At 70.4% G+C, this 23,968-nt stretch carries 23 protein-coding genes and 1 tRNA gene; 16 read left to right on the forward strand and 8 right to left on the reverse strand.

Annotated elements, in window-relative coordinates; genetic code table 11:
* Positions 1 to 10: 10 nt before the first annotated feature.
* Complete coding sequence (locus ACBJ59_RS12400) at positions 11 to 322, reverse strand: trypco2 family protein (protein ID WP_375110308.1); 312 nt, start codon at positions 320 to 322, stop codon at positions 11 to 13.
* A gap of 165 nt (positions 323 to 487) precedes the next feature.
* Between ACBJ59_RS12400 and ACBJ59_RS12405 the strand changes: the two genes are divergently transcribed.
* Positions 488 to 1,033, forward strand: coding sequence for an SMI1/KNR4 family protein (locus tag ACBJ59_RS12405; protein WP_375110309.1), 546 nt, complete (start codon positions 488 to 490; stop codon positions 1,031 to 1,033).
* 65 nt (positions 1,034 to 1,098) lie between these two features.
* Here the strand turns inward: ACBJ59_RS12405 and ACBJ59_RS12410 are convergent, their stop codons facing one another.
* Together ACBJ59_RS12410 and ACBJ59_RS12415 are read right to left on the reverse strand one after the other, a co-directional pair.
* Complete coding sequence (locus tag ACBJ59_RS12410; RefSeq protein WP_375110310.1) at positions 1,099 to 2,406, reverse strand: vanadium-dependent haloperoxidase; 1,308 nt, start codon at positions 2,404 to 2,406, stop codon at positions 1,099 to 1,101.
* Between the two features lie 86 nt (positions 2,407 to 2,492).
* Positions 2,493 to 2,711: a hypothetical protein gene (locus ACBJ59_RS12415; RefSeq protein WP_375110311.1), complete on the reverse strand. Its 219-nt coding sequence runs from the start codon at positions 2,709 to 2,711 to the stop codon at positions 2,493 to 2,495.
* A gap of 92 nt (positions 2,712 to 2,803) precedes the next feature.
* Between ACBJ59_RS12415 and ACBJ59_RS12420 the strand changes: the two genes are divergently transcribed.
* From ACBJ59_RS12420 to ACBJ59_RS12440, 5 genes are all read left to right on the forward strand, one after another.
* Positions 2,804 to 5,365 carry a glycoside hydrolase family 2 TIM barrel-domain containing protein gene (locus ACBJ59_RS12420; RefSeq protein WP_375110312.1) on the forward strand — a complete coding sequence of 854 codons (2,562 nt, stop codon included), beginning with the start codon at positions 2,804 to 2,806 and terminating at the stop codon, positions 5,363 to 5,365.
* A 10-nt stretch (positions 5,366 to 5,375) separates the two neighbouring features.
* On the forward strand, positions 5,376 to 6,176 hold the full coding sequence (locus tag ACBJ59_RS12425) for a PAS domain S-box protein (protein ID WP_375110313.1): 801 nt from the start codon (positions 5,376 to 5,378) through the stop codon (positions 6,174 to 6,176).
* Entirely contained in the window at positions 6,166 to 6,615 is a 450-nt protein-coding gene (locus tag ACBJ59_RS12430; RefSeq protein ID WP_375110314.1) for a hypothetical protein, read from the forward strand. Before ACBJ59_RS12425 ends, ACBJ59_RS12430 begins: the two co-directional genes overlap by 11 nt.
* A 96-nt stretch (positions 6,616 to 6,711) precedes the next feature.
* Positions 6,712 to 7,776: a DUF6745 domain-containing protein gene (locus tag ACBJ59_RS12435; protein WP_375110315.1), complete on the forward strand. Its 1,065-nt coding sequence runs from the start codon at positions 6,712 to 6,714 to the stop codon at positions 7,774 to 7,776.
* A gap of 9 nt (positions 7,777 to 7,785) precedes the next feature.
* Entirely contained in the window at positions 7,786 to 8,223 is a 438-nt protein-coding gene (locus tag ACBJ59_RS12440) for a hypothetical protein (protein ID WP_375110316.1), read from the forward strand.
* On the opposite strand, the gene ACBJ59_RS12445 is transcribed toward ACBJ59_RS12440, so the two are convergent.
* From ACBJ59_RS12445 to ACBJ59_RS12455, 3 genes are all read right to left on the reverse strand, one after another.
* Positions 8,220 to 9,212 carry an LLM class flavin-dependent oxidoreductase gene (locus ACBJ59_RS12445; protein WP_375110317.1) on the reverse strand — a complete coding sequence of 331 codons (993 nt, stop codon included), beginning with the start codon at positions 9,210 to 9,212 and terminating at the stop codon, positions 8,220 to 8,222. The two genes, ACBJ59_RS12440 and ACBJ59_RS12445, sit on opposite strands and share 4 nt — an antisense overlap.
* 118 nt (positions 9,213 to 9,330) lie before the next feature.
* Entirely contained in the window at positions 9,331 to 10,674 is a 1,344-nt protein-coding gene (locus tag ACBJ59_RS12450; protein ID WP_375110318.1) for a glycoside hydrolase family 6 protein, read from the reverse strand.
* Between the two features lie 139 nt (positions 10,675 to 10,813).
* Positions 10,814 to 11,371, reverse strand: coding sequence for a TetR/AcrR family transcriptional regulator (locus tag ACBJ59_RS12455; protein ID WP_375110319.1), 558 nt, complete (start codon positions 11,369 to 11,371; stop codon positions 10,814 to 10,816).
* A 97-nt stretch (positions 11,372 to 11,468) separates the two neighbouring features.
* Between ACBJ59_RS12455 and ACBJ59_RS12460 the strand changes: the two genes are divergently transcribed.
* The 8 genes from ACBJ59_RS12460 (at position 11,469) to ACBJ59_RS12495 (ending at position 20,200) form a co-directional block, all read left to right on the forward strand.
* Positions 11,469 to 13,277, forward strand: a complete 1,809-nt coding sequence (locus ACBJ59_RS12460; protein WP_375110320.1) for an MDR family MFS transporter — start codon at positions 11,469 to 11,471, stop codon at positions 13,275 to 13,277.
* Positions 13,274 to 13,699, forward strand: coding sequence for a hypothetical protein (locus tag ACBJ59_RS12465; RefSeq protein ID WP_375110321.1), 426 nt, complete (start codon positions 13,274 to 13,276; stop codon positions 13,697 to 13,699). The genes ACBJ59_RS12460 and ACBJ59_RS12465 overlap by 4 nt, the downstream gene beginning before the upstream one ends.
* The gene (locus ACBJ59_RS12470) at positions 13,696 to 13,932 is read left to right on the forward strand and encodes a hypothetical protein (protein WP_375110322.1); all 237 of its coding nucleotides are present in this window, start codon (positions 13,696 to 13,698) and stop codon (positions 13,930 to 13,932) included. The genes ACBJ59_RS12465 and ACBJ59_RS12470 overlap by 4 nt, the downstream gene beginning before the upstream one ends.
* A gap of 13 nt (positions 13,933 to 13,945) precedes the next feature.
* On the forward strand, positions 13,946 to 14,425 hold the full coding sequence (locus ACBJ59_RS12475; protein WP_375110323.1) for a universal stress protein: 480 nt from the start codon (positions 13,946 to 13,948) through the stop codon (positions 14,423 to 14,425).
* A 29-nt stretch (positions 14,426 to 14,454) separates the two neighbouring features.
* Positions 14,455 to 15,180 (forward strand): M15 family metallopeptidase, encoded by a 726-nt coding sequence (locus ACBJ59_RS12480; RefSeq protein ID WP_375110324.1) that lies wholly within the window; start codon positions 14,455 to 14,457, stop codon positions 15,178 to 15,180.
* A gap of 111 nt (positions 15,181 to 15,291) precedes the next feature.
* Positions 15,292 to 18,846: a DNA polymerase III subunit alpha gene (dnaE, locus tag ACBJ59_RS12485; protein WP_375110325.1), complete on the forward strand. Its 3,555-nt coding sequence runs from the start codon at positions 15,292 to 15,294 to the stop codon at positions 18,844 to 18,846.
* Entirely contained in the window at positions 18,843 to 19,184 is a 342-nt protein-coding gene (locus ACBJ59_RS12490) for a DUF6300 family protein (RefSeq protein WP_375110326.1), read from the forward strand. Before dnaE ends, ACBJ59_RS12490 begins: the two co-directional genes overlap by 4 nt.
* Positions 19,185 to 19,354: 170 nt before the next feature.
* Complete coding sequence (locus tag ACBJ59_RS12495) at positions 19,355 to 20,200, forward strand: NUDIX domain-containing protein (protein ID WP_375110327.1); 846 nt, start codon at positions 19,355 to 19,357, stop codon at positions 20,198 to 20,200.
* 82 nt (positions 20,201 to 20,282) lie between these two features.
* Here ACBJ59_RS12495 and ACBJ59_RS12500 read toward each other — a convergent pair whose 3' ends face one another.
* A complete protein-coding gene (locus tag ACBJ59_RS12500; protein ID WP_375110328.1) occupies positions 20,283 to 20,609 on the reverse strand; it encodes an STAS domain-containing protein in 327 nt (108 codons plus the stop codon).
* Between the two features lie 51 nt (positions 20,610 to 20,660).
* Between ACBJ59_RS12500 and ACBJ59_RS12505 the strand changes: the two genes are divergently transcribed.
* Positions 20,661 to 20,747, forward strand: a tRNA-Ser gene (locus ACBJ59_RS12505).
* Between the two features lies 1 nt (position 20,748).
* On the opposite strand, the gene ACBJ59_RS12510 is transcribed toward ACBJ59_RS12505, so the two are convergent.
* Complete coding sequence (locus ACBJ59_RS12510) at positions 20,749 to 22,854, reverse strand: AAA family ATPase (protein WP_375110329.1); 2,106 nt, start codon at positions 22,852 to 22,854, stop codon at positions 20,749 to 20,751.
* 153 nt (positions 22,855 to 23,007) lie between these two features.
* On the opposite strand from ACBJ59_RS12510, the gene ACBJ59_RS12515 reads away from it, so the two are divergent.
* Positions 23,008 to 23,964 (forward strand): NAD(P)H-quinone oxidoreductase, encoded by a 957-nt coding sequence (locus ACBJ59_RS12515; RefSeq protein WP_375110330.1) that lies wholly within the window; start codon positions 23,008 to 23,010, stop codon positions 23,962 to 23,964.
* The last annotated feature ends 4 nt before the right edge of the window (positions 23,965 to 23,968 follow it).

Raw genomic sequence — 23,968 nt, forward strand, 5'->3', positions numbered from 1 at the left:
GGACACCGTCTCAACGCGGCAGCTCGGGCAACCGGTCGGTCACCGAGAGCGGACGGCCGTCCTCGTCGGTAGGCGTGAGGGTCATCCGGACCCGCTGGGTCCGGACGCCGCTCCGCTTGCCCTCAGCACCCAGTTCGGCCACCCACAGCTTCAGCCCGCCCTTCCCGCCCGCTTCCCGCGTCACAGCGACCTCGAACTCCAGCTCCACGGCCCCGACACCGAACCTCACCCCCCGCCCCTGCCCATCCTCCTGCGCCGTCTCCAGCTGGTCGCGAAGCACGCGGATGTAGTCGGCCAGGGGGACACCCTCGGACTCGTTCATCAGATCACCCATCGTTGGTCAGGTCCGCCGGACATGATCCCAATGGTGACCCAAGACGGCCCCCGGCACCCGGTCTTCCGCTCCCTCCAGCCACCGCCGACTTCCATCTTCAGCGATGGAAAACGCCGCACGTTCATGTCGTCGGGGTGTCGTACGGTGTACGCCATGATCACCCCCGACGGTCCGCGTCACCCCTGGGCCGGCCTTCTCCGTACCGTGAACCGCAGGATTCACGAGCGGCATGAACGAAGCGTGGCTTCCGCGCCGCCGCGGTCCCGGCACCTCGTGGAAGCACATCGTCCTCCGGAATGGCTGGGGACGACGGGTGTCGGCGAAGAAGAGCTGGCGCGGCACGAAGAACGGCTCGGCATCCGCCTGCCACCGAGCTATCGGGAATTCCTCCAGATCTCCAACGGCTGGGACGTGGAGAGCTATTCGTGTCTGCATCTGCTGCCTCTGGCCGAGGTCGGCTGGACCCGTGACGTTGACCCTCACCTCGCTGAGATATGGGGCGACCCCATGGGCGACACCCTCTACCTCTCGGAGTACATCGACGGCCAGGTCTGTCTTCTCTTTCCGGGCGTGGTGGCGCCCGACGGGGAATGGCAGGCGTGGGACTTCGCCACCTGGCATCCGGGAGTGCTCGAATACCGATCGTTCTGGGATCTCATGACGCGCATGTGTCCGGAGTTCGCGCCGGAGGCTTCGTGATCCGGCCGTCCACGCCACCAGCTGTGCATCGTCCGGGACCGCCCAGGGCCTGCGGGTGACGGCGGTCAGTGGCCGTCGGGCCGGAAGTAGTGCCTCACCATGTACGCGGTGACCTGCTTGCCGATCTTCGCGCCTGCCACGTCGGCCGTACGCGTGTGGATGCCGCCCCAGACGCGGGCGTTGACGACCTCGGCGAGCGCCTGCGAGAAGCTACGGAAGTGCCGGGTGGTGCCCGAGTCGGCGCTGTAGCCGCTGAAGGGGATGTTGTCCCGGCCGAAGAAGTGCGCCAGCGCCGACATGCTCGCCCCGGTGAAGCAGGTGTGTCCTGACGTGAAGTCGGGGTGCGGCGGCGTGACGAGCAACGGCATCCAGCCGGGATCGCCCGCCGTGTCCGGGTTGCCGTCGTCGTCGGCGAGCTGGATCGCGGTGACCGGCCGCCAGAAGTTCCACGCCGCCTTCTCGTTGTAGCAGGCGATCGTGGCGTCGGCCTCGGCCATGTCGACCATCGCGAACATCCGCGCCGTCTGGAGCGTGCTCAGCCGCTGTTTCGTGGCGAGCTGGCGCTTGATCTCCCATTCGGCCAGGTGCCGGTCGTGCCACCAGATCGCGGCCTGCGTCTGGTCGGCCGTCCTGACCGTGCTGGTCGCCGAGCCGATCGCCTTGACCTCGTTGAAGTCGCGGGTGTAGCGCTCGCTGGTGAGCGACGGCGGGCCGGAGGTGCGGAACATTGACGCGCTGGGCAGGAGGAACGGCTTGAGGTGGGCGACCCAGGCCCCGTCGGAGGCGTTCGTGGGAGGCGCCGGCCGCCACTGGCCCGGCTGGGTGCCGACGGTCCAGGTCTGGTTGCCGAAGGCCCCGTCGTTCGCCCGGGCGGCGATCATCGCGGCGGCCGCCTGGTTGCCCACGGCGATCCCGCGTTGCTTGGCGGCGCCGTCGGGGATGGCGGCCAGCGACTCGTCGTACTGCGCCCGCAGCCTCACCTCCTGGGCCGGGAACAGCGCGCTGAGCACGCCGAAGCCGGCGGTCGCGACGGCCGCGGGCGTCGACGCGGTGCCGCCGGCGGGCGGGGCGACCAGGTACGGCCGGTAGGGGGTGCCGGCGATCGCGTTCACCGCGTCGTAGACGGCCCCGTGGACCATGGCGAAGCTGCGCGCCTGGACCTGCGGCTGCTGACGGGCGATGTCCCAGATCGCCGTCTCGGCGTTTCTGTCCCAGACGATGACGGCATTCTCCGGCGCGGGAGAATCCGACGCGTGCGCCGACGACGAGCCGAGTCCGATCGGCGTCCCCGCGGCGACGACTCCCGCGACGGCTAAGCAAATGGCCTTGCGCCGCAGGACAGCCGCCCTGCCCGGCTCACGTGATTCAAGCATGCGAGCAAACTACTCTTCAGGTCACACGCGTTACAGCGGCCGGAATTTGGAATATCGATAATGGCTTGACCGAAATTCCGAAATGCTTATGACATCGATGCCACCCGCTCCTGGTCCTCGAGGAGGCTCAGGACCGTGGCGACGTCGTCGGCGCTGACCGTCTGGTGGAGGCCCTTGTGGATCTCGTCGTCCGCGAGCCGGACACCGCGCCGGGTCGCGTAGAGGACGCCCTCGTCACTGTAGAAGAACGACCAATTGGGGAACGCGGTCCGTAGTGCATCGACATCGTGACCCACTGTAGTCATGTCGTTACTCTAGCGGCCGGGCCGGGAGCCGGTCCAGAGGCCGGAACGAGAGCCCCTGGATCGTGTGGGAACGATGCCATATCGTACGGAGCATGACGTCCGTCTCCGTTCTCGACGAGGGCTGGGAGTTGCGGGGTTACCTCGGCGACGACTGGCAGTTGCACCGCGCCCAGCTGCACGCCCGCGACGGCCGGGACACCGGAGGGTGGGTGCCCGCCCGGGTCCCCGGGAGCGTCCTGGCCGACCTGCTGGCCGCGGGCCAGGTGCCCGACCCGTACGTGGGCCGGCAGAGCCTGCTCTCCGAATGGGTGCCGCAGCGCACCTGGGTGTACCGCACCCGCCTGCGCACCCCCGCCCTCGCCCCCGCGGAGCGCGCGTTCCTGGAGTTCGACGGCATCGACTACGCGGCCGCCGTCTACCTCGACGGGCACCGGATCGCGACCCACGAGGGCACGTACGTCCCGCTCGTCGTGGAGGTGACCGACCTCCTCGGCCCCGGCGAGCACACGCTGGCGGTCGTCATCGATCCCGCGCCCGTCAGCGAACCCCAGGTCGGTTACACCGCCAAGGTCGACGTGCACAAGGGCCGCATGGGCTACGGCTGGGACTTCTGCCCCCGCCTCGTCCACCAGGGCCTGTGGGCCCCGGTACGCCTGCGCACGACCGGGCCGCTGCGGGTGACCGACGTGTGGGCCAGGCCCGTGATCACCGGCGGGACCGGCCAGGTCCGGGTGAGCCTGGCGACGGAGGGAAAGGGCGAGGGCACCGCCACGTGCACCCTGCGTACGGCCGACGGCGAGATCGTGGCCGAGGCCACCGTCCCCCTCGACGGCCGCGACCCGGCCGCCGAGATCACCCTCCAGGTCGAGTCCCCCCGCCGCTGGCACCTCAACGGCACCGGCGAGCAGTCGCACCTCTACACGCTCACCACCACCGTCCATGAGAGGCAGGGGAGGCACGGGAGGCAGGGGAGGCACGGGAGCGACGAGCACCGCCTCCGCCTCGGCTTCCGCGACCTCCGCTTCACCCGCGACCCCGAAGCCCCGCCCACGGCCCTGCCCTACCGCCTGACCGTCGACGGCCATCCCACCACCATCAAGGGCTGGAACTGGGTCCCGGCCGACGCCCTCTACGGCGCCACCGATCCGGCCAAGCTGCGCCACCTCCTCACCCTCGCCCGCGACGCCGGCGTGACCATGCTGCGGGTCTGGGGCGGCGGGCTCATCGAGAGCGAGACCTTCTACGACCTGTGCGACGAGTACGGGATCCTCGTCTGGCAGGAGTTCGCCCAGTCCAGCTCCGGCATGCGCAGCCTGCCCAGCGACGACGAGGTGTTCGTGGCCCGGATGGCGGCCGAGGCAGAGCGGATCGTCCCCACCCGCCGCAACCATCCCAGCCTGGCCGTCTGGTGCGGCGGCAACGAGTTGCAGCGGGCCGACGGCGTGCCGCTGAAGGACGAGGACTCCCCGGTGCTGGCGGCCCTGCACGAGGTGGTGGCGCGGCTCGACCCGGACCGGCACTGGTTGCCGACCTCACCGTCGGGGCCGGTGTTCGGCAACACCCTGGAGAGCGTGCGCACGAGCCCGGAGCAGCACGACGTGCACGGGCCCTGGGAGCACCAGGGGCTCTCCGACCACTACCGGCTCTACGACGAGGGCCGCGGCCTGCTGCTGAGCGAGTTCGGCGTGGAGGGGATGAGCAACCTGCGGGCGATCGAGTCCGTCGTGCCCGCCCCCGAACGACGGCTCCCGACCACCCGCAACCCCGTCTGGGACCATCTCGGCCGCTGGTGGAACAACGAGCCGCTGGTGCAGGAGGCGTTCGGCGGCGCCATCGGGGATCTGGCGACGATGTCCCGGGCCGGCCAGTTCCTCCAGGCCGACGGCCTGCGGTACGCGATCGAGGCCAACCGGCGCCGGCCCTCGTGCTGCGGCGTGCTGCCCTGGCAGCTCAACGAGTCCTTCCCCAACGGGTGGTGCACCGCGGCCGTCGACTATTTCGGCGAGCCGAAGGCGGCCTACCACTACGTGCGCCGCGCGTACCGGCAGGTCCATGTGAGCGCGCGGCTCCCGGCGCCGCGCGTGACGGGCGGGGAGTTGAGCGCGGCGGTCTGGGCCTGGTGGGACGGCGGGCCGGCCGCCGTCACCGCGCGGGTCCTCCGCCTCGACGGAAGCCGGGTCGCGGAGGAGCGCTGGACGCCTGCCGCTCCCGGCCAGGTCGGCGAGCTCAGGTGCGCGGTCGATCAGACCTTCCTGCTCGACCTGTCCGTACGGGCGGGCGACCGTACGGCGACGAACCGGTACCTGCTCACGGCCGGCACCGACTTCCGCGACCTGCTCGCCCTGCCCGAGGCCCGCGTCAGCGCGCACGTGGAGCCCCACGGGACGGCGTGGACGCTGCGGCTGAGGCACGAGGAGGGGCCGGCGGTCCCGTTCCTGCGCCTGCTCGACGCCCGCCCGGCCACCGAGCCCGGCTGGGTGCGCTGGGACGACAACGCCATCGATCTGCTGCCCGGCGAGGAGCGCGTCCTGCGCGGCGAGTGGGACGGCGTGCCGCCCGAGGACCGCCGCGTGCTGCTCGACGCCTGGAATCTCGGGCCGCGCGTCTTGATGGAGCCCCCGATATTCCCAGCTAAGGCTAACTATATGCATTAGTCTTGCGACCGTGAGTAACGGTGACGCTGCCGGTTCGGCCCTCCTCCGCCGTACCACCTCCCGCATCCTGCACCGCATCGGACGGCGTGGCGCGTCGCTGGCCTTCGTGGGCCTGCTGTGCCTGGACATCGCCGCCTCTCTCGCGTTCGCGCCCGCCGGCCAGCGCGCCACCCCGGGCTACGCCGTGCTCGCCTCCGTCGCGCCGCTGAACTTATGGGCGCTGGCCTGGTGCGTCACCGGCGTGCTGTGCCTGGTGCAGATGTTCGGGCGGTCCGACCGGATCGCCTTCGCCGCCGCCACGGCGCTGGTACTGCTCTACGGCCTGATCAATCTGATCTCCACCTTCACCGGGGCCAACCCGCGCGGCTGGGTCGCCGGGGCGGTGTGGCTGGCGTTCGGCGGCTGGATCGCGCTGATCGCCACCTGGCCTGAGGCCACCCCGCCGCCGGGGCGGTTCCCCGGGTCCACGCCGGCCGGGGCGGCGGCCGTCGTCGTGGCCGACGCCGGAGGGATCATCCAGTCGTGGAACCCCCAGGCCGCCGCGCTGTTCGGGTGGAGCACCGAGGAGGCGGTCGGGAGACCCCTGACGATCCTGATGCCACCGCGCTTCCGCGAGCAGCACGTGGCCGGGCTGAGCCGGGTGCTCGCCACCGGCCGCTCCGACCTGGCCGGGCGCGTCATCCCGCTGGTCGGCGTGCGGCGCGACGGCAGCGAGTTCGGCATCGCGCTGAGCGTCAACGCCTGGCAGAGCGACGACGGCATCGCCTACACCGGGGTCATCCGGCCCATAGGAGGCGGCGATGCTGACTGACGTGCTCATCCAGATCGCCATCGGAATCGTCCCGCTCGGCGTGGCGTACCTCGCCTTCCGCTCCGCCACCGACGCGAACCGGAAGACGCACCAGACCGCGCTGCTCCAGGTGGAGCGCCAGGCCGAGCTGGAGCGCTCCAAAGTCGACGCCGACGCCTTCCTGCGGGCGAAGACGATCTACGAGGACGCCCTGAGCCAGTTGGAGAAGCAGCTCGCCCGGATGCAGAGCCAGGCCGCTCAGGTGGGCGCCGACCTGGCCACCGAGCAGGACGCCTCCACCTCGATGCGCGACCAGATCCGCCGGCTCCAGGCGCAGATCAGAGCGCTCGAACGTACGGTGCTGACGTTGCGCGCCCAGCTCCTCGCGGCGGGCCTGGCCCCAGCGCCCTCCTCCGAGACCACGGGCCCCTACCAACGCCGGCACCCGCCGGCGGAATGAACACGGCGAGACGAATGACGGTGGACAAGCGCCGCTCCCTTCTGTCACCATCGTTGACATGATCATGCGAAGGGAGGGCGCCACCGCCCTCGTCCGGTGACTGATCTCGTGCAGCTGGAAGCTGCCGCGATCCGCGCACAATGGCTGGGCCGAGCGCTCTCGACGCTGCCCGCCGACCGTCCGGCCGCAGAGGCCGCCATCTCCGCCCTTTACCGGCTGATCGGGCGACCCCCGCCCCGATTCCACTGGGTCGCCTCGCCCCTCGCCGCCCTGGCGACCGCCCCCGTCGGGCTCCGGCCCTCCGAGAGCACCGAGCGCGTGCACGAGTGGCCGTTGCGGGCCCGCTTCTCCGAGGTCAAGGCCAGGCTCTGCGGGAGCATCGACGCCCTCGTGCGACCGGCGCAGCTCCCGATCGACCGGACCCTCCGTCAAGAGGTGCAGTTCTCGCTCCTCGGCTCCGTCAGCCGCTGCCTCCTCCCGTCCCTGCAGCGGGCGCACAGCGGGGAACACCACACCACCTGGTACAACGTCCAGTACGTCAACTGGGTCGCCTACTACGACGCCCTCCACCGGGTCGCCGGCGTGGCGTTCACCGACGACCAGCGGCGGCAGTTCGACCTGTGGACGGCCGTGGCCCGGTCGTGCCACTGGTGGTGGCCCGGCGAGCACGTGTGCGTCGTGTCCGAGCGGCCGGTGGCCCTGCACACCGAGACCGGCGACGGCGGGGCCTGGCTGCACCACGCTGGCGGCCCCGCCGTGCGGTACGGGGACGGGTGGTCCGTGCACGCCTGGCACGGCACCGTGGTGCCGTCCTGGGTGATCGAGGACCCGACCGTCGAGCGGATCGCGGGCGAGCGCAACGTCGAGGTCAGGCGGTGCGCGATCGAGAAGCTGGGCTGGGGCGCGTACATCGAGCAGGCCGGGCTGCGGCTGCTCGCCACGGCGCCCGACCCCGGCAACCCGGGCTCCGAGCTGCGGCTCTACGACATGCGCCGGGACCTGAGGGTGCTCCTCGCGGTCAACGGATCGGTCGAGCGCGACGGCCGCCGGCGGAAGTACGGGCTGACCGTCCCCGCCTACTTCGACGATCCGATCTCCGCCGCCGGCTGGACCTACGGGCTGTCCGGCGAGCAGTACTCCAGACTCCTACGCAGAACCTGAGGTGATTCCATGACTGTTACGCTCGCTTCCCTCTCCCGGCAGACCGGACTCGCCGTGCTCGACCACCTCGAGCAGTCGGTACGCATCCCCGTCGTCGACGGCCTCCAGGCCCAGGGCGACCTCATCGTCATCCCGCTCCCCGTCGTCGCCGGCTCCGTGCAGGCCCGGCCCGAGGCCCGCTGGCAGCACGTCCCCCCCGAGGGCGTCGAGCTGCTGCGCGGCGCCGCCGGCGGCAACCCGCACACGCTCGTCGCCGAACCGGGCACCTGCCGCTGGACCACGCAGGTCACGGACAGCGACAGGCTGGCGATCGGCATGTTCACCGCCACGGCCGTCGTCCATCTGCTTCATCCCGAGCACGGGGGCTCGGGATGCGCACCGGGCACGTACGTGGTCCGCCGCCAGCGCGAGCACGAAGGCCACCGCGCCCGGCTCGTCGCCGACTAGGCGAGCTGTCCGGCCCCGTGCACCTCGGCCAGCAGCTCGGCCGAGCGCATCCACGCCTTCCGGTCGGTCGCGGAGAAGGCCACGATCAGCTCGTCGGCCCGCGCGTGCTCGGCGAACCGGTCCACGTATGCCTTCACCTCGGCCGGGTTCCCCACGGCCGAATACCTGGCCATCTGCACGATCTGCTGTCCGGCCGGCGATTCGAGGATCATGTCGGCCTCCTCGGTGGTGAACGTGCGCCCCCGCCCGAGGAACCTGCTCACCCTGAGCCGCTTCGAGGCCAGGAACTGCTCCTCCGCCTCTTCCGTGGTCTCCGCCGCGATCACGTTGAGCGCGGCGATCACGTACGGCCGGTCGAGCTGCGCGGACGGCTTGAACTCCTGCCGGTAGACCTCGACGGCCTCCTCCAGCGCGGCGGGCGCGAAGTGCGAGGCGAACGCGTACGGGAGCCCCAGCGCGGCCGCGAGCTGGGCCCCGAACAGGGAGGAGCCGAGGATGTACAGCGGCACGTTGGTCCCCTTGCCGGGCGTGGCGTCCACGCCCGGGATGCGGGACTCGCCGGTCAGGTAGCCCTGCAGCTCCAGCACGTCCTGCGGGAACGTGTCCGCGGCGGAGTGGGTGCGGCGCAGGGCCCGCATGGTCTGCTGGTCGCTGCCCGGGGCGCGGCCGAGGCCGAGGTCGATACGCCCGGGGTGAAGCGTCTCCAGCGTGCCGAACTGCTCGGCGATGGTCAGCGGGGAGTGGTTGGGCAGCATGACGCCGCCCGCTCCGAGGCGGATCGTCCGGGTGTGTGCGGCCACGTGGGCGATGAGCACGCTGGTCGCGGAGGAGGCGATGCTCGCCATGTTGTGGTGCTCGGCGTACCAGATCCGCCGGTATCCCAGCTCTTCGGCCCGCTGGGCGAGGGCCACGCTGGCGGCGAAACTGTCGGCCGCCGTCTCGCCCTCGCCGATGTGCGCCAGATCAAGGATGGACAGCGGCAGAGCCATGAGTACGCGCCTTTCGCAGTGCGGTGTGACCTGGCTGTGTGCAACAGCCGCGAATGCGCCGTTATTTCATGACCGCATGGAGCCCCCGCGCCGCGGGGCTCCATGGTGTCGCGGGGCCTCAGGAGGCGGTGCAGCTGACCGTGGACGGAGTGCCGTTCTGGCCGGTGTGGCCGGCCAGGAAGCCGAACGTGGCCGTCGCGCCCGCGGCCACGGCGCCGTTCCAGTTGAGGTTCGTGACGCTGACGGTGCCGCCGCTGCCGGACAGGGTGCCGTTCCAGAGCTGGGAGATCGTCTGCCCGTTCGGGAACGTCCAGCCGACCCTCCAGCTGCTCATCGCGGACGTGCCCGTGTTCCGCACGGTGACCTCGGCCTGGAAGCCGTCCGTCCACTGGCGGGTCACCGTGTACGTGGCGGTGCAGCCGCCCGGCCCTCCGGTCGGGGTCACGGTGGGGGTTACGGTCGGGGTCACGGTGGGAGTTACGGTCGGCGTGCCGGTGGGCGGCGGGGCGGCGATGGCGAGGTCGTAGGCGCGCTGCGGCACGAACTGGCCGGCCCCCGCGATGCACCCGTCCGCCTCGCCCGGCGGCTTGACCCAGAGGTAGGCGTCGATCGCGGAGTCACCCGTGTTCGTGGTGCTCCACGTGCCGGTGGCGCGGCCGGCGGGGTCGCACCACTCGCTGCCGGCGGGGCCGTTGCCGTTGCGGCTGGTGTCGATGACCGCCTTGAGCCGGGAAACGCCGGTCGCCGAGATGATGCTCTTCGCGTACGACACCAGCCCCGCCGAGGAGCGGTAGTTCGAGGTGTTGACCGCGATGCCGTCGGCGCTGTTGGCCACGTCCGCGCCGGTCAGCCTGGAGGCCGCCTCCGAGGCGGACAGCCAGGCGTCGTGCCCGATGTCAAAGTACACCTTGACCTGCGACGACGTGCCCCTGAACTTCTTGCCGGCGTAGGCCATGGACGCCTTGACCTCGGCCTGCTCGGCGGAGTTCATGCAGTTGGTCATGATCGCCAGCGCGTCGGGTTCGAGCACGATGGAGGCGGGCCGGCCGCCGAGACCGGCCGCGATCTGGTCGATCCAGGCCCGGTAGGCGGCGTGGTCGGGCGCGCCGCCCGCGCTCGGGCCGCCGCAGTCGCGGTTCGGCATGGCGTACACGGCCATGATCGGGATCTTGCCGGCCGCCGCGGCCGCGCCCACGTACGCGTCCACCTGGCTCCGCACGGTCGTGGGGTTGTACGTGGCGAACCACCGCCCCTGCGGCACGGCCGCGATGCGGTCCCTGATCACGGCGGTACGGCTGTCGTTCGGGTTGGCGGCCACCCACTTGGCCGCGTTGGTCTGGGGATCCACGTAGAAAGCGGAGTCGGCGGCCTGGGCGGTGGACGAGGAGAGGACGACCGCCCCCGCCGCGGCCGTGGCGGCCGCCGCGAGGAGCACCGCCAACATGGGCCTTCTGCGAGACATGGAATTTACTCCGTCCGTCATGTGGGAGCGCTCCCACCGGCTCCCCCGGATCGTAGGGAGCCGCGCCGCCCGCTCAAAGACATCGGATCGATCTTTAGGGTGTCATCGCAGGTCGGAGCCGCCTTAAGCGGTGAAACTTTCAGCGCAGGCAGGCCTCGAAGACCGCGGTGAGGCGATCGACGTCGGCGGGCGTGGGCTGCTCGGGGCCGATCCGGCGGCGGGTGGCGCTGATGCCGAGGAAGACCGCCGTGGCCATGCGGGCCCGCGCGTGCGCGTCCGGCCCCGAGAGCTGGGCCTCCAGCGGCTTGAGCACCGCCGAGATCAGCCGCTCCCTGGCCACCGCCTGCACCTCGGGGTGGGCGGCCGAGCGTTCGAGGGTGCGCAGGATGGCGCTGTCGGGCGGGTGCATCATGCGCTCGGCCGCGTATTCGGCCAGCCGGCGGGGCAGGGCGTCGGGGTCGCCCTCGAAGAGCGCGCTGAAGGTGGGCTCGCCTTGCAGGACCGCGCCGAACAGCCCCGCCTTCGACCCGAAATAGCGGCCCACCAGGGCGATGTTGGCCTCCGCCGCCGACGCGATCATGCGTACGGTCACCTGCTCGTAGCCCTGCTCGCCGAAAAGCGTGCGAGCCGCGTGCAGGATCCGCTCCCGGGTGGCCTCACGGTCGCGTGGCCTGGCCTCAGTCACCTGGGGACTCATGCCCGCACTCTACTCAACGAACACCCCACTTGCCGCGCGGCTAGTAAACATGCGTATACTCAACTCGGATAAAACTGTAAGAAGGGGATGTGGTGTCTTGGTAGCCCAGGCGCAGGCCGCGTCTCCCACGAAGCGGCACTACTCCCACCGCGAGATCCTCGAGGTCATGTCCGGGCTCATGCTCGCGATGCTCACGTCGATGATCTCGACTTCCGTGGTGGGCACCGCGCTGCCGACGATCGTGGGGGAACTAGGCGGTCAGGACCAGTACTCGTGGGTCGCGAGCGCGACCATGCTGACGATGACGGTGTCCACGCCGTTGTGGGGGAAGCTGTCCGACCTGTTCGGGCGCAAGCTGCTCTTCCAGACCGCTCTGGGGTTGTTCGTCGCGGCCTCACTGGTGGCCGGACTGTCCCAGGACATGGGACAGCTCATCGCCGCGCGTGCCGTACAGGGCCTGGGTGTCGGTGGTTTGTCGGCTCTGTCGCAGGTGATCCTGGGTGACATCGTGTCGCCCAGGGAGCGCGGCCGCTACTCCGGCTACATGGGCGCCGTCTTCGGGATCTCCACGGTCGCGGGGCCGTTGCTGGGCGGGTTCATCGTGGACGCCGACTGGCTGGGCTGGCGCTGGTGCTTCTACGTGGTCGTGCCGTTCGCGCTGGTGTCCTTCGTGGTGATCCAGAAGGTGCTGAAGCTGCCGCGAATCAAGCGGAGCACCTCGATCGACATCTGGGGCGCCACGACGATCACGGCCAGCGCGAGCGCGCTCATGCTGCTGCTGACGCTGGGCGGCACCGAGTTCGAGTGGAACTCGTTCTGGACCTACTTCCTGGTCGCGATCGCCCTGCTGGCGCTGGCGCTGGCGGTGCTGTCGGAGCGGACCGCGCGTAACCCGATCCTGCCGCCGCGGCTGTTCCGCAACCCAACGTTCGTGCTCACCAGCCTCGCCTCGCTGTTCGTCGGCATGGCGATGTTCGGCGCGATGATCTACCTGCCGCAGTACCTGCAGATCGTCAAGGGGCTCAGCCCGACGAACTCCGGCCTGATGACGCTGCCCATGGTGGTCGCGCTGTTCCTGGCCGGCGTGATCTCCGGCAAGATCGTCACCCAGACCGGCAAGTGGAAGATCTTCCCGGTCGCGGGCCTGCTCATCGTGGCCGTCGGGCTGTTCCTGCTGTCCAGGCTGCACGTGGACTCCAGCGAGTGGCTCATCGGGTTCGACGTGGCGGTGCTGGGCGTCGGGCTCGGCCTGTCCATGCAGATGCTCATCCTGGCCGCCCAGAACGGCTCCGAGCCGCGCGACATGGCCTCGACCACGTCGGGCGTGTCGTTCTTCCGGTCCCTGGGCGGCGCCGTCGGCGTGGCCGCGTTCGGCGCGATCCTGACGAACCGGCTCAGGGACGAGATGACCGCGATGCTCGCCGCCGCGCACATCTCGGTGCCCGGCGGCTCGGGCGTCCAGCTCGGCAGCCCCAGCGCCATCCAGCAGCTGCCGACCCCCATCAAGAACATCGTGCTGGAGGCGTTCACCCGCGGTCTGGAGACCGTGTTCATCGTGGGCGTGCCCATCGCGCTGCTCGGCTTCGTGGCCACGCTCTTCCTCAAGGAGCTGCCGCTGCGCGGCGCGAGCGTGCCGGCGGTCCCCGAGGCCAAGCCGCTCAACAAGGACGACCTCGTCCTGGCCGGCCTCCTGCTGGAGCTCATCGCCCAGCGCATCGAGCGGGTGAACGGCGAGCACTCCGCGCTGCTGACCGCGGTCGCCAGGATGGCGCCGCCCGACGATCGCCCGGAGCGCGAGCGGGCCCGGTCGGTCGTCCAGGACGTGCTGCGGCCCACCTCGCGCGCCCTGATCGCGCAGGCCACGCCACCACAGAAAGACCTCGTAACAGGAGGAATCTCGCAATGATTCGCAAGTTTGTGGGCGTCGTCGCGGCGACCCTGGCCGTCCTGGCCGGGTTGTGGCTGATGATCGCGCCCTTCGCCCTCGGCACCCAGCCGGAGGGCGCCGACTGGACGAACGCCACCCAGTCCGAGTTCTTCACCGGCCTGGGCGTGGCCGTCGTGGCGCTCGCGGGTGCGATCGCCTTTGTGCTGGCCCTTCATGAGGACCTGGTGGTGCGCGGGCTGGTGGTCCCGAAGCCGCGCCCGGCCGAGCCGGAGCCCGAGCCCGTGCCGGCCGCCGCGCCGCAGGCGTCCTCCGCCGAGCTGGCCGGCCTGCTGGCGCCGCTCGTCGAGGCGCTGCGTGCGGACCTGAACACCGGCCCCCGCTCCGGCGAGCACCGCCAGAACGGCAAGCCTTCCCTGGTTGGCATGGAGGAGACCCGATGAGGGCCAAGGTGGGCGTCTCGGCCCTCGTTCTGTTGTTCCTCGGCGGCCTCTGGCTGGTCGCCGCGCCGTTCGCGGTCGGCTACCAGCCGCGCGGCGGGGCGTACGTGGACGCGACGGTCAACGACCTGTGGGTCGGCGGCGGGCTCGCCGGGCTCTCGTTCGTGGCTCTCGTGATCTACGCGGCGGACGCCCTGCGCGAGCTGGCCCGCCGCGGCAAGCACGCCGACGCCTGACGCGAGTCATGCCGTGTTCGGCAGTGGTACCGACCCCCAGTGGGAGCCGCTGGCAGGCAGGCTTCCCGCAGGGCAGTTCGAGATCGGCAAGGACGGCGCCGGCCTGCTGGTGGTGGGTTTCGACGGATCGGGCCCGAGCCGCAACGCACTCGCGTACGCGGCCGGGCTCGCCCGGAGGGACCACGCCGCCCTGCTCATCGCCTTCGTCGAGGCCCTCAACACCACCCCGACGTGGTTCTACGCCGGGTCGCCGATCATCCCCGACTCGGCGGCCGACCTGACGGAGGACCTCAGGGACGAGTTGCGCGGCGCCGGGGTGCCGTGGCAGTTCGTCAGCGTGCGCGGGGACACGGCACGCGAGCTGGAGACGCTGGCCAGCGCGTACATGGCCGACGCCATCGTGGTGGGGCGCTCGCGTCGTTCCCTCTGGCGTGGCTCGGTTTCCGCCCGGCTGGCGAAACGGGCTCGCCGTACCCTGCTGATAGTCCCCTGACCAGGGCTGACGTCGCATATGGTGGCTAGATGAAACGTGCTGCCGCCATGGCGTTCGTGGTGCTCGCGTCCGTTTCGTGCGGCGCGGGGGAGCCGGTCGCCGCGCCCGCGCCGTCGGCTCCCGACCACGCAACGCTGGAATCACCCACGTCCACGCCCACCTCGGTCACGCCGACCCCGACGGGCCCGCCCGCGTTCAGCTCGAAGGTCTCGCGGGTCTCCCGTGACCGCCTGCCCTACTCGTGGCGCCCCGGCTGCCCGGTCCACTACCGGGATCTCCGGCTGATCACGATGACGTACTGGGGCTTCGACAACAAGCCGCACACCGGCGAGATGGTCGTGCGCAAGACGGTCACCGACGACATCGAGACGGTCTTCAGGAAGCTGTACGACTGGCGCTGGCCCATCAAGCAGATGAAGCTGGTGGACGTGTTCAAGGGCGACGACTTCGACTCGATCGACGCCAACAACACCTCGGCCTTCAACTGCCGCCCGGCGACCGGGTCCAGCAACTGGTCGAACCACGCCTACGGGGAAGCAGTAGACATCAATCCCCGCGAAAACCCATATGTCACCGCAGACGGCGGCACCGCCCACCAGAACGCCAAGAAGTTCACCGAACGCCCGCTCAAGGGCAGGGGTGTGATCAACCCCGGCGACAAGGTCGTCAAGGCGTTCGCGCAGGTCGGCTGGGAGTGGGGCGGCTACTGGTCGGGGACCAAGGACTACCAGCACTTCTCCAAGGGCGGAGGCTGAGCACGGCTCTCCGGTGATCCCGCGCATGCCTCACGCGTGATGCCCCAACAGCCCCATAAGACGGAATAGGCTCTTGCGGTAAGTCTGGCGGGGCGAGCGTTAGGGGACCGGGTGAGCAAGTCCTTCGTGCACCTGCACGTACACACCGAATACAGCATGCTGGACGGGGCGGCGAAGCTGAAACCCCTGTTCAAGGAGGCCGAGCGGCTGGAGATGCCGGCCATCGCGATGAGCGACCACGGCAACATGTTCGGTGCGTACGAGTTCCAGAAGGTGGCGTCGGGCTCCCCGGTCAAACCGATCATCGGGATCGAGGCGTACGTCGCGCCGGAGAACCGGTTCGTGAAGAAGCCGGTCTTCTGGGGCCAGCGGGCCGAGACCGGCGTGGCCGACGGCGAGGGCGGCAAGGACGTCTCCGGCGGCGGCCGGTTCACCCACATGACCATGTGGGCCAAGGACGCCGACGGCCTGCGCAACCTGTTCCGGCTGTCGTCCCTGGCCAGCTTCGAGGGCTACTACTCCAAGCCGCGCATGGACCAGGACCTGATCTCGCAGTACGCGAGCGGGATCATCGCCACGACCGGCTGCCCGTCCGGCGCGGTGCAGACCCGGATCCGGCTCGGCCAGTACGACGAGGCGGTCAGGGTCGCCGGCGAATACCAGGAGATCTTCGGGAAGGAAAACTACTTCCTGGAGCTGATGGACCACGGCATCAGCATCGAGCGCGAGGTGCGCGAGGACCTGCTGCGCCTGTCCAAGCAGCTCAACATCCCCCTGCTGGTCACCAACGACTCCCACTACGTGACCGAGGACCAGGCCGACGCGCACGACAGCCTCCTGTGCGTCGGCGTGGGCAAGAACAAGGACGACCCCAACAGGTTCCGCTTCAACGGCTCGGGCTACTACCTCAAGCCGGCCGAAGAGATGTACGCCCTGTTCCCCGAGCTGCCCGAGGGCTGCGACAACACGCTGCTGGTGGCCGAGATGATCGGCGACTACGGCGACGTGTTCGCCCAGGTGGACCGGATGCCCGACTACCCCGACGTGCCCGAGGGGGAGACGCAGGAGTCGTGGCTGCGCAAGGAGGTCGAGCGCGGCCTGGTCATGCGCTACGGCAACCCCGTCCCCGACGAGGTGATCGAGCGGTACGAGACCGAGATGAAGGTCATCGGCCCGATGGGGTTCTCCTCCTACTTCCTCGTCGTCGCCGACATCTGCAAATACGCCCGCGACAACGGCATCCCGGTCGGCCCCGGCCGTGGCTCGGCCACCGGCTCGATCGTGGCGTACGCCACCCGCATCACCGAGCTCGACCCGCTGGAGCACGGCCTGCTGTTCGAGCGGTTCCTCAACCCCGAGCGCATCAACCCCCCGGACGTCGACCTCGACTTCGACGACCGCCAGCGCGACCGCATGGTGGCCTACGTCACCCAGAAGTACGGCAGCGAATACACCGCGCAGGTCAACACGTTCGGCACGATCAAGGCCAAGGCCGCCGTCAAGGACGCCAGCCGGATCCTCGGCTACCCGTTCGCCATGGGCGACAAGATCACCAAGGCGATGCCGCCGGACGTCATGGGCAAGGGCGTCCCCCTCGCGGACATCTTCAACGAGGGCCACCCCCGCTACAACGAGGGCACCGAGCTGCGCGCCCTCTACGACAACGACCCCGACGTGCGGAAGGTCATCGACACCGGCCGCGGCATCGAGGGCCTGATCCGCGGCACCGGCGTGCACGCCGCCGCCGTCATCCTGTCGTCGACGCCGCTGCTGGACCTGATCCCGATGCACATGCGGGACAAGGACGGCGTCGTCATCACCGGGTTCGACTACCCGTCCTGCGAGGACATGGGCCTGGTCAAGATGGACTTCCTGGGCCTGCGGAACCTGGGCATCATCGACCACGCCATCAAGATCATCAAGCAGAACCGGGGCATCGAGCTCGACACCCTGACGATGCCGCTCGACGACACCACGACCTACCAGCTCCTGGCCCGGGGCGACACCCTCGGCGTCTTCCAGCTCGACGGCGGCCCCATGCGCTCGCTGCTGAAGCTGATGGAGCCGACCCGGTTCGAGGACATCGCCGCCGTGCTCGCCCTCTACCGGCCCGGCCCGATGGCGGCCAACGCGCACACCAACTACGCCCACCGCAAGAACGGCCGCCAGGACATCGAGCCGATCCACCCCGAGCTCAAGGACGCGCTCGACCCCATCCTCGGCCCCACCTTCCACCTGCTCGTCTACCAGGAGCAGATCATGGCCGTGGCCCGGGAGCTGGCCGGCTACTCCCTCGGCGGCGCCGACCTGCTGCGCCGGGCCATGGGCAAGAAGAAGCCCGAGATCCTGGCCAAGGAGTTCGCCAACTTCCAGGCCGGCATGCGCGGCAACGGCTACAGCGACGAGGCCATCCAGGCGCTGTGGGACGTCATGCTGCCCTTCTCCGGCTACGCGTTCAACAAGTCCCACACCGCCGGCTACGGACTGGTCGCTTACTGGACCGCGTACCTGAAGGCCAACTACCCCGCCGAATACATGGCCGCCCTGCTCACCTCGGTCGGTGACGACAAGGACAAGGCGGCCATCTACCTGGCCGAGTGCCGCAAGATGGGCATCCAGGTGCTCCCGCCCGACGTCAACGACTCCCAGCTCGACTTCGTCGCGGTCGGGGACACCCAGGTCCGGTTCGGCATGGGCGCGGTCCGCAACGTCGGCGAGAACGTCGTCGAGGGGATCGTCAAGTCGCGCACCGAGAAGGGCCGCTTCACCGACTTCAACGACTTCCTCGCCAAGGTGCCGCTCACCGCCTGCAACAAGCGCGTCATCGAATCGCTGATCAAGGCGGGCGCGTACGACTCCATGGAGCACCCGCGCAAGGGCCTGCTGATGATCCACGAGCAGGCCGTCGAGTCCGTCATCGACATCAAGAAGAACGAGGCGCACGGCCAGGACTCCCTGTTCGGCGGGCTCGCCGACGACGGCGAGGACGAGGTGTTCTCCATCGCCGTCCCGGACGGCGAGTGGGACAAGAAGACCAAGCTCGACTTCGAGCGGGAGATGCTCGGCCTGTACGTCTCCGACCACCCGCTGGCCGGCGCCGAGCGGCTGCTGGCCAGGAACCGCGACACCACGATCGCCGACCTGCTGGACAGCGGCCGCGACGACCGTGGCGACGTCCAGGTCTCCGGCCTGGTCACGAAGGTGGACCGGCGGGTGAACAAGGCGGGCAACACGTGGGCCATCCTCACCGTCGAGGACATGGACGCCGCCGTCGAATGCCTGTTCTTCCCGCGCAACTACGAGCTGTACGGGCCCGAGCTGCGGCCGGACATCGTGGTGTCCGTACGCGGCCAGATCAACAACCGCGACGGCGCCATCTCGATCTTCGCCCAGGAGATGACCCTCATCGACGTGTCCGGCGTCAACAGCGAGTCCGGCGCCCCGGTCACCCTGCAGCTGCGGGAGGAGCGCATCACCCCGACCCTGCTGGAGGAGCTGCGGCAAGTGCTGAAGATCCACCAGGGCCAGGTCCCGCTGCACATCAACGTACGCCGGCCGGCAGGCAAGATCATGGTGATGTCGTTGCCGGAGTGGCCGGTCAACGCCGCCCCGAGCTTCGCCGCCGACATCAAGGCCCTGCTCGGGCCCGAATCGATCTCCCTGTGAACCGCCGCATCGAGGTCCTCACCGCGGAGGCCGCGCCCGACTGCCCCCGCTGCGGCGGTCCGGGGCTGCTCCACTCGCGGGTGCCGCACACCTGGACCAACGCGGCGGGCCGGCGGGTGCGGGGCTACGGCGGGGTCGTGCTGTGCCCGGAATGCGACGCTGACAAGCCGCACGCGGCACCGCTGATCACGTGGTTCCACGTCAACGGCCAGGCGGACGACGGGGACGAGGAGTTCGTCCGGCTGCTCGTGGCGTGGGCGGCCGGCGTGTTCGTGCCGATGCTGGACGAGCGGGCGCTGGAGGCCGAGGTCGAGCAGCGCAGGCGCGGCGGGCTGTAGCCGCGCCTGGGCGAAAGGCCGGTCCCGCGTTTGGGGACCGGCCTTCTCCATGCGCGCGCCGAGGGCGTTTACGCACGTCAACGCGGATATCCTGAGTTTCGGACACGCCGCGGCGCCCCGGGCGGCAGCAGCGGCATCTCACCAAGGGCGGAGGCTGAGAGAATCCCCTCATGGCGGCTAAGGACGGCGACGGCTGGACCGAGTGCTCCCAAGGCCACAGGCACTGGGGGATCCACGGTGCCTCAGGACTCCTCGTCGTGCACCATGACGAGCTCGGCATCCCGTACGTGCTCATGCAGAAGCGCTCCTGGTGGAGCCACCACGGCGGCACGTGGGGGCTGCCCGGCGGGGCGCGCGACAGCCACGAGGACGCCGTCACCGGCGCGCTGCGCGAGGCCCACGAGGAGGCGGCGCTCGGCGGTGACAGCCTGCGGGTGCAGGGCGTCTACCTCGACGACCACGGCGGGTGGGCGTTCGAGACGGTGATCGCGGAGTCGGCCGAGCTGCTGGCCGCCGCCCCGGCCAACCGCGAGAGCACCGAGCTGCGCTGGCTGCCGCTGCCCGAGGTCACCACGCGGAAGCTGCACCCCGGCTTCGCCGCGACGTGGAGCGACCTCCAGGGCGCGATCAGGCCGGAGACGATCGTGCTCGACGTGGCCAACATCGTGGGCGCGCGGGCCGAGCACGGCTGGTGGCGCGACCGGCTGGGGGCGGCCACCCGGTTGCTGTATGACATCTCGGGGCTGCGGCTGGCGCATCCGATGCTGGCGCAGTGGTATCCGCGGATGGTGGCGGTCGTGGAGGGCGCGGCGAGGAGCGCACCGGCCGTGCCCGGGATCCAGGTGGTGGCGGCCACCGGCAGCGGTGACGACGCCATCGTGGACGTCGTACGCCAGGCCAGGCCGTGGGAGCGCGTGGTCGTCGTCACCGCGGACCGGGCGCTGAAGGAGCGGGTCGGCGAGCTGGGGGCCGAAACCATGGGCCCGAAATGGCTGCTGTCACAGCTCGGCGGGTGAGCGGGCGCCAGAAGCCGCCGGGGTCGGCGGGCGTCAGAACTCGGCTGGTCGGCGGGGGTCAGAACTCGGCGGGTTGGCGGGGTCAGAACTCGGCGGGGACCACGCGGTCGAAGGCGGCCTTGAGCCCCGTCACGTCGAGCACGCGCTGCAGCACGCCGTGCACCCCCACGATGCCTAACGAACCGGCCTGCGAGGCGACCCGGCGCTGGTGCTCCACCAGCACCCACAGGCCGCTGGAGTCACAGAACTCCAGCTCCCCGGCGTCGATCACGATCTCGATGCGCCCCTCGGTGAACAGCTGCACCAGAGCGTCCTTCAGCAGTGGCGCCGTGAGTTTGTCGAGGTCACCGATGACGCGCACGAGCGCACCGCAGCCACCGCGCTGCACCTCGACGCTGAGATCCGCCACCTCCTGAACGTACACCCCTGCCATCACAGCCGCTATCGTGGTTTCCGCACAGGAGGGTTCGCATAGTGGACGAGTGCAGCCGCCTTGAAAGCGGCCAGGTCAGCGATGGCCTCGTGGGTTCGAATCCCACACCCTCCGCTCATTCGCGGAGGCCCGCGAAGCCGTCGCCCACGGAGGCGGCGAGCTGCAGATAGGCCTCCCTGGTCGGCTCCTGGAGCCGGTCGAGGTCGATCTCCGCCCCCTCCTCCAGATGCGGGTCATATGGCACCCGGACCACCGCGCGGCACCTGGCGGCGAAGTGGGCCTCCAGCTTCTTGATGTCCACCGCCGACTTCGACCGCGGCCGGACGCTGCACAGCACCACGGTCGCGTTCTTCACCAGGTCGCCGTAGTGGTGCGCCTCCAGCCAGTCGAGCGTCGCGGAGGCCGCTCGGGCGCCGTCCACGGACGGGGAGCTGACCAGCACGATCTGGTCCGCCAGCCCGAGCACGCCGCCCATCGCGGAGTGCAGCAGCCCGGTGCCGCAGTCGGTGATGCAGATCGAGTAGAAGTTCTCCAGCACCTGCGAGACGGACTGGTAGTCGGCGCCGCTGAACGCCTCCGACACCGAGGGGTCGCGGTCGGAGGCCAGGATCTCCAGCCGCGAGGGAGCCTGCGAGGTGAACGCCCTGATGTCCACGTAGCGCTTGACCTGGTCACGCTCGTTGAGCAGGTCGCGAACGGTGGCCGAGGTCTCCAGGACGAGCTTGTCGGACAGGGTGCCGCGGTCGGGGTTGGCGTCCACGGCGATGACGCGGTCGCCGCGCATCTGGGCCAGGGTGGCGCCGAGGCCGACCGTGGTCGTGGTCTTGCCCACGCCGCCCTTCAGGCTCAGCACGGCCACGCGGTGGTGTCCCGCGGTGACCGGGGTGCGGGCCCTGGAGACGAGCTCGCGGCGGCGGCGCACCTCCGGCGGCTCGCCCGGCTTGATCCAGCCGCCGGACGCCTTGTAGATCAGGCGGCGCCAGCCCTTGGAGGGGGCGTTACGCCGTCCGCGTAGCAGGGACTCCGGGTCGAGGCTCTCGGCGGTCGGGCGGCCGGTGACCGGGGGCCTGGGCGGGGCGGTGAACACGGGGATGGGGGCCGGGCGGCGGCGCGGGCGCGGCTCCGGCGGGATCTCCCGCTCGGCGGGCCGCCACTCGGGCTGCTGCTCACTCCACTGCGGGCGCTGCTCAGGCTGCTGCTCGGTCCACTGCGGGCGGTGCTCCGGCTCCTCGGCCCACTGGGGGCGGTGCTCCGGCTCGTCCGTCCACTGCGGGCGCTGGTCCGGCTCCTCCGTCCACTGGGGACGGTGTTCCGGCTCGTCCGTCCACTGCGGGCCCTGTTCGGGCTGCTGGCCCGACCACTGCGGACGCTGCTCGGGCTGCTGCTCCGACCTCTGCAGACGCTCGGGCTCCTGGGGACGGACCTCCGGATCGGTCCACTGCGGGCGCTCGTTCCGCGGCAGCGTGTGCGACGACTCGGACCACAGCGAACGATCGGTGTGCGGCCGCGTCAGGGAGGAGTCGTCCTCGGGCGGCTGATCCCCCCACTTCGGGCGCTCGGCGCGCGGCTGGGTGTCCGCCCAGGCGACCCGCTCCTCCCTCGCCGGCCCTTCCTTCGCCGGCTCCTCCTTGAGCGTCCGTTCCTTCGCCGCCTGCTCCGTCACGGGCAGCTGAGTCCCGGGCTGCTGCGTCCCGGGCTGCTGAGTCGGGTGCTCCGCGACGGCGGGCTCCTCGGCGGGCCCGGGCCCCTGCGCCTCCTCCGTCTCGATGGGGAGCCGCTGCGACCAGTCGGACGTCGCCCAGGACGTCTCCTCCTGCTCCTCGGCCTGCTCCGGCTTGTCCGTGACCTGCTCCGGCGGAGGGAACGGCAGGACGGCATAGGTGTCGGTGTCGTCGGGGCGCGGGAGCGGCTTCAGCGGGGCGAGGAAGGGGTCGTCGAGCTGCTGCTCGGGAGCCTGGGGCTCCTCCTTCACGCCGGCCCGGCCGAGCCACTCCCCGGCCTCGCTCTCCGCCTCGGGGACATCCTCGGCCGCCGCGGCACCGTACACGGAGTCGACGGCCGCGCGGAACAGCGGCGGCGTCGGCGTCTCGTGCTGCTGCGGCACCAGTCGCCACGGGTCCGGGGGGTACGGCGAAGCGACCGGCTCCTCGACCGGAGCGGCCGAGGCGGTCACCGAAACGGGCGCCTCCTCCGTCTCCTTGATCGCATCCAGCCAGGCCAACTGTTCCTCGAGAGATTCCTCTCGATCGTGTCTTGCCACCGTGTTCCCCCTCGGGTGGGTCTAAAGGGGCAGCAAATACATTGCAGGTTAACGTGACCGGTTACCGCGCAGCCCGGCAACCCACAACTTCTTTGCCCGGCTACCGTGGTTCGCATGCGAGCCATTGAGATCGCCAGGCCGGGCGGACCAGAGGTGCTGGAGTGGCACGAAGTGCCGGAGCCGCACGTCGAGCGCGGAGACGTGCTCATCGACGTGGTCGCCTCGGCGGTGAATCGTGCCGATGTCCTGCAACGGCAAGGATTTTACGACCCGCCTCCAGGATCGTCACCGTACCCGGGGCTCGAGGTCTCGGGCGTGGTGGTCGAGGTCGGGGAGGACGTGGAGCAGTTCACACCCGGGGACGAGGTCTGCGCGCTGCTCGGGGGCGGCGGTTACGCCGAGCGCGTATCCGTGCCCTGGCAGCAGGTCATGCCCGTACCGGAGCGGGTGTCCCTGCGGGAGGCCGCCGGGCTGCCGGAGGTGGCGTGCACGGTCTGGTCCAACGTGTTCATGGTCGGGCGGCTGCGCAAGGGCGAGACGCTGCTGGTGCACGGCGGGGCCAGCGGGATCGGCACGTTCGCGGTGCAGCTCGCCAAGGCGCTCGGCGCGCACGTCATCACGACCGTCGGCTCGGCCGCCAAGGGCGAGCGGGTCAAGGAGCTGGGCGCCGACGAGATCATCAACTACCGCGAAGAGGACTTCGCCGACAAAGTACGCGCCGACGTGATCCTCGACATCATGGGCGCCAAATACCTCGCGGGCAACGTCCAGGCGCTCAAGACCGGCGGCCGGCTGGTGATCATCGGGCTGCAGGGCGGCCGCAAGGCCGAGCTCGACCTCGGGGCCATGCTCGCCAAGCGCGCCTCCGTGCACGCCACGGCCCTCCGCTCGCGTCCCGTGGACGAGAAGGGCGTCATCGTAAGAAGTGTCGTCGACAACGTCTGGCCCCTGGTCGGGGCGGGTGCGGTGCGGCCCGTCGTGTACGCCGAGGTCCCCATGTCCGAGGCCGCCGAAGCTCACCGAATGTTGGATTCAGGAGAGCACGTCGGCAAGATCCTGCTAGTACGGTGAGTGT

Source organism: Nonomuraea sp. MTCD27, from assembly GCF_041950495.1.
Classification (GTDB): Bacteria; Actinomycetota; Actinomycetes; order Streptosporangiales; family Streptosporangiaceae; genus Nonomuraea.

What these genes read in the sequence shown, in the direction of transcription:
- ACBJ59_RS12400 (WP_375110308.1), bottom strand. Translation starts at nt 322, where the DNA reads ATGAACGAGTCCGAGGGTGTCCCCCTGGCCGACTACATCCGCGTGCTT.
- ACBJ59_RS12405 (WP_375110309.1), top strand. Translation starts at nt 488, where the DNA reads ATGATCACCCCCGACGGTCCGCGTCACCCCTGGGCCGGCCTTCTCCGT.
- ACBJ59_RS12410 (WP_375110310.1), bottom strand. Translation starts at nt 2,406, where the DNA reads ATGCTTGAATCACGTGAGCCGGGCAGGGCGGCTGTCCTGCGGCGCAAG.
- ACBJ59_RS12415 (WP_375110311.1), bottom strand. Translation starts at nt 2,711, where the DNA reads ATGACTACAGTGGGTCACGATGTCGATGCACTACGGACCGCGTTCCCC.
- ACBJ59_RS12420 (WP_375110312.1), top strand. Translation starts at nt 2,804, where the DNA reads ATGACGTCCGTCTCCGTTCTCGACGAGGGCTGGGAGTTGCGGGGTTAC.
- ACBJ59_RS12430 (WP_375110314.1), top strand. Translation starts at nt 6,166, where the DNA reads ATGCTGACTGACGTGCTCATCCAGATCGCCATCGGAATCGTCCCGCTC.
- ACBJ59_RS12440 (WP_375110316.1), top strand. Translation starts at nt 7,786, where the DNA reads ATGACTGTTACGCTCGCTTCCCTCTCCCGGCAGACCGGACTCGCCGTG.
- ACBJ59_RS12445 (WP_375110317.1), bottom strand. Translation starts at nt 9,212, where the DNA reads ATGGCTCTGCCGCTGTCCATCCTTGATCTGGCGCACATCGGCGAGGGC.
- ACBJ59_RS12450 (WP_375110318.1), bottom strand. Translation starts at nt 10,674, where the DNA reads ATGTCTCGCAGAAGGCCCATGTTGGCGGTGCTCCTCGCGGCGGCCGCC.
- ACBJ59_RS12455 (WP_375110319.1), bottom strand. Translation starts at nt 11,371, where the DNA reads ATGAGTCCCCAGGTGACTGAGGCCAGGCCACGCGACCGTGAGGCCACC.
- ACBJ59_RS12465 (WP_375110321.1), top strand. Translation starts at nt 13,274, where the DNA reads ATGATTCGCAAGTTTGTGGGCGTCGTCGCGGCGACCCTGGCCGTCCTG.
- ACBJ59_RS12470 (WP_375110322.1), top strand. Translation starts at nt 13,696, where the DNA reads ATGAGGGCCAAGGTGGGCGTCTCGGCCCTCGTTCTGTTGTTCCTCGGC.
- ACBJ59_RS12480 (WP_375110324.1), top strand. Translation starts at nt 14,455, where the DNA reads ATGAAACGTGCTGCCGCCATGGCGTTCGTGGTGCTCGCGTCCGTTTCG.
- ACBJ59_RS12495 (WP_375110327.1), top strand. Translation starts at nt 19,355, where the DNA reads ATGGCGGCTAAGGACGGCGACGGCTGGACCGAGTGCTCCCAAGGCCAC.
- ACBJ59_RS12515 (WP_375110330.1), top strand. Translation starts at nt 23,008, where the DNA reads ATGCGAGCCATTGAGATCGCCAGGCCGGGCGGACCAGAGGTGCTGGAG.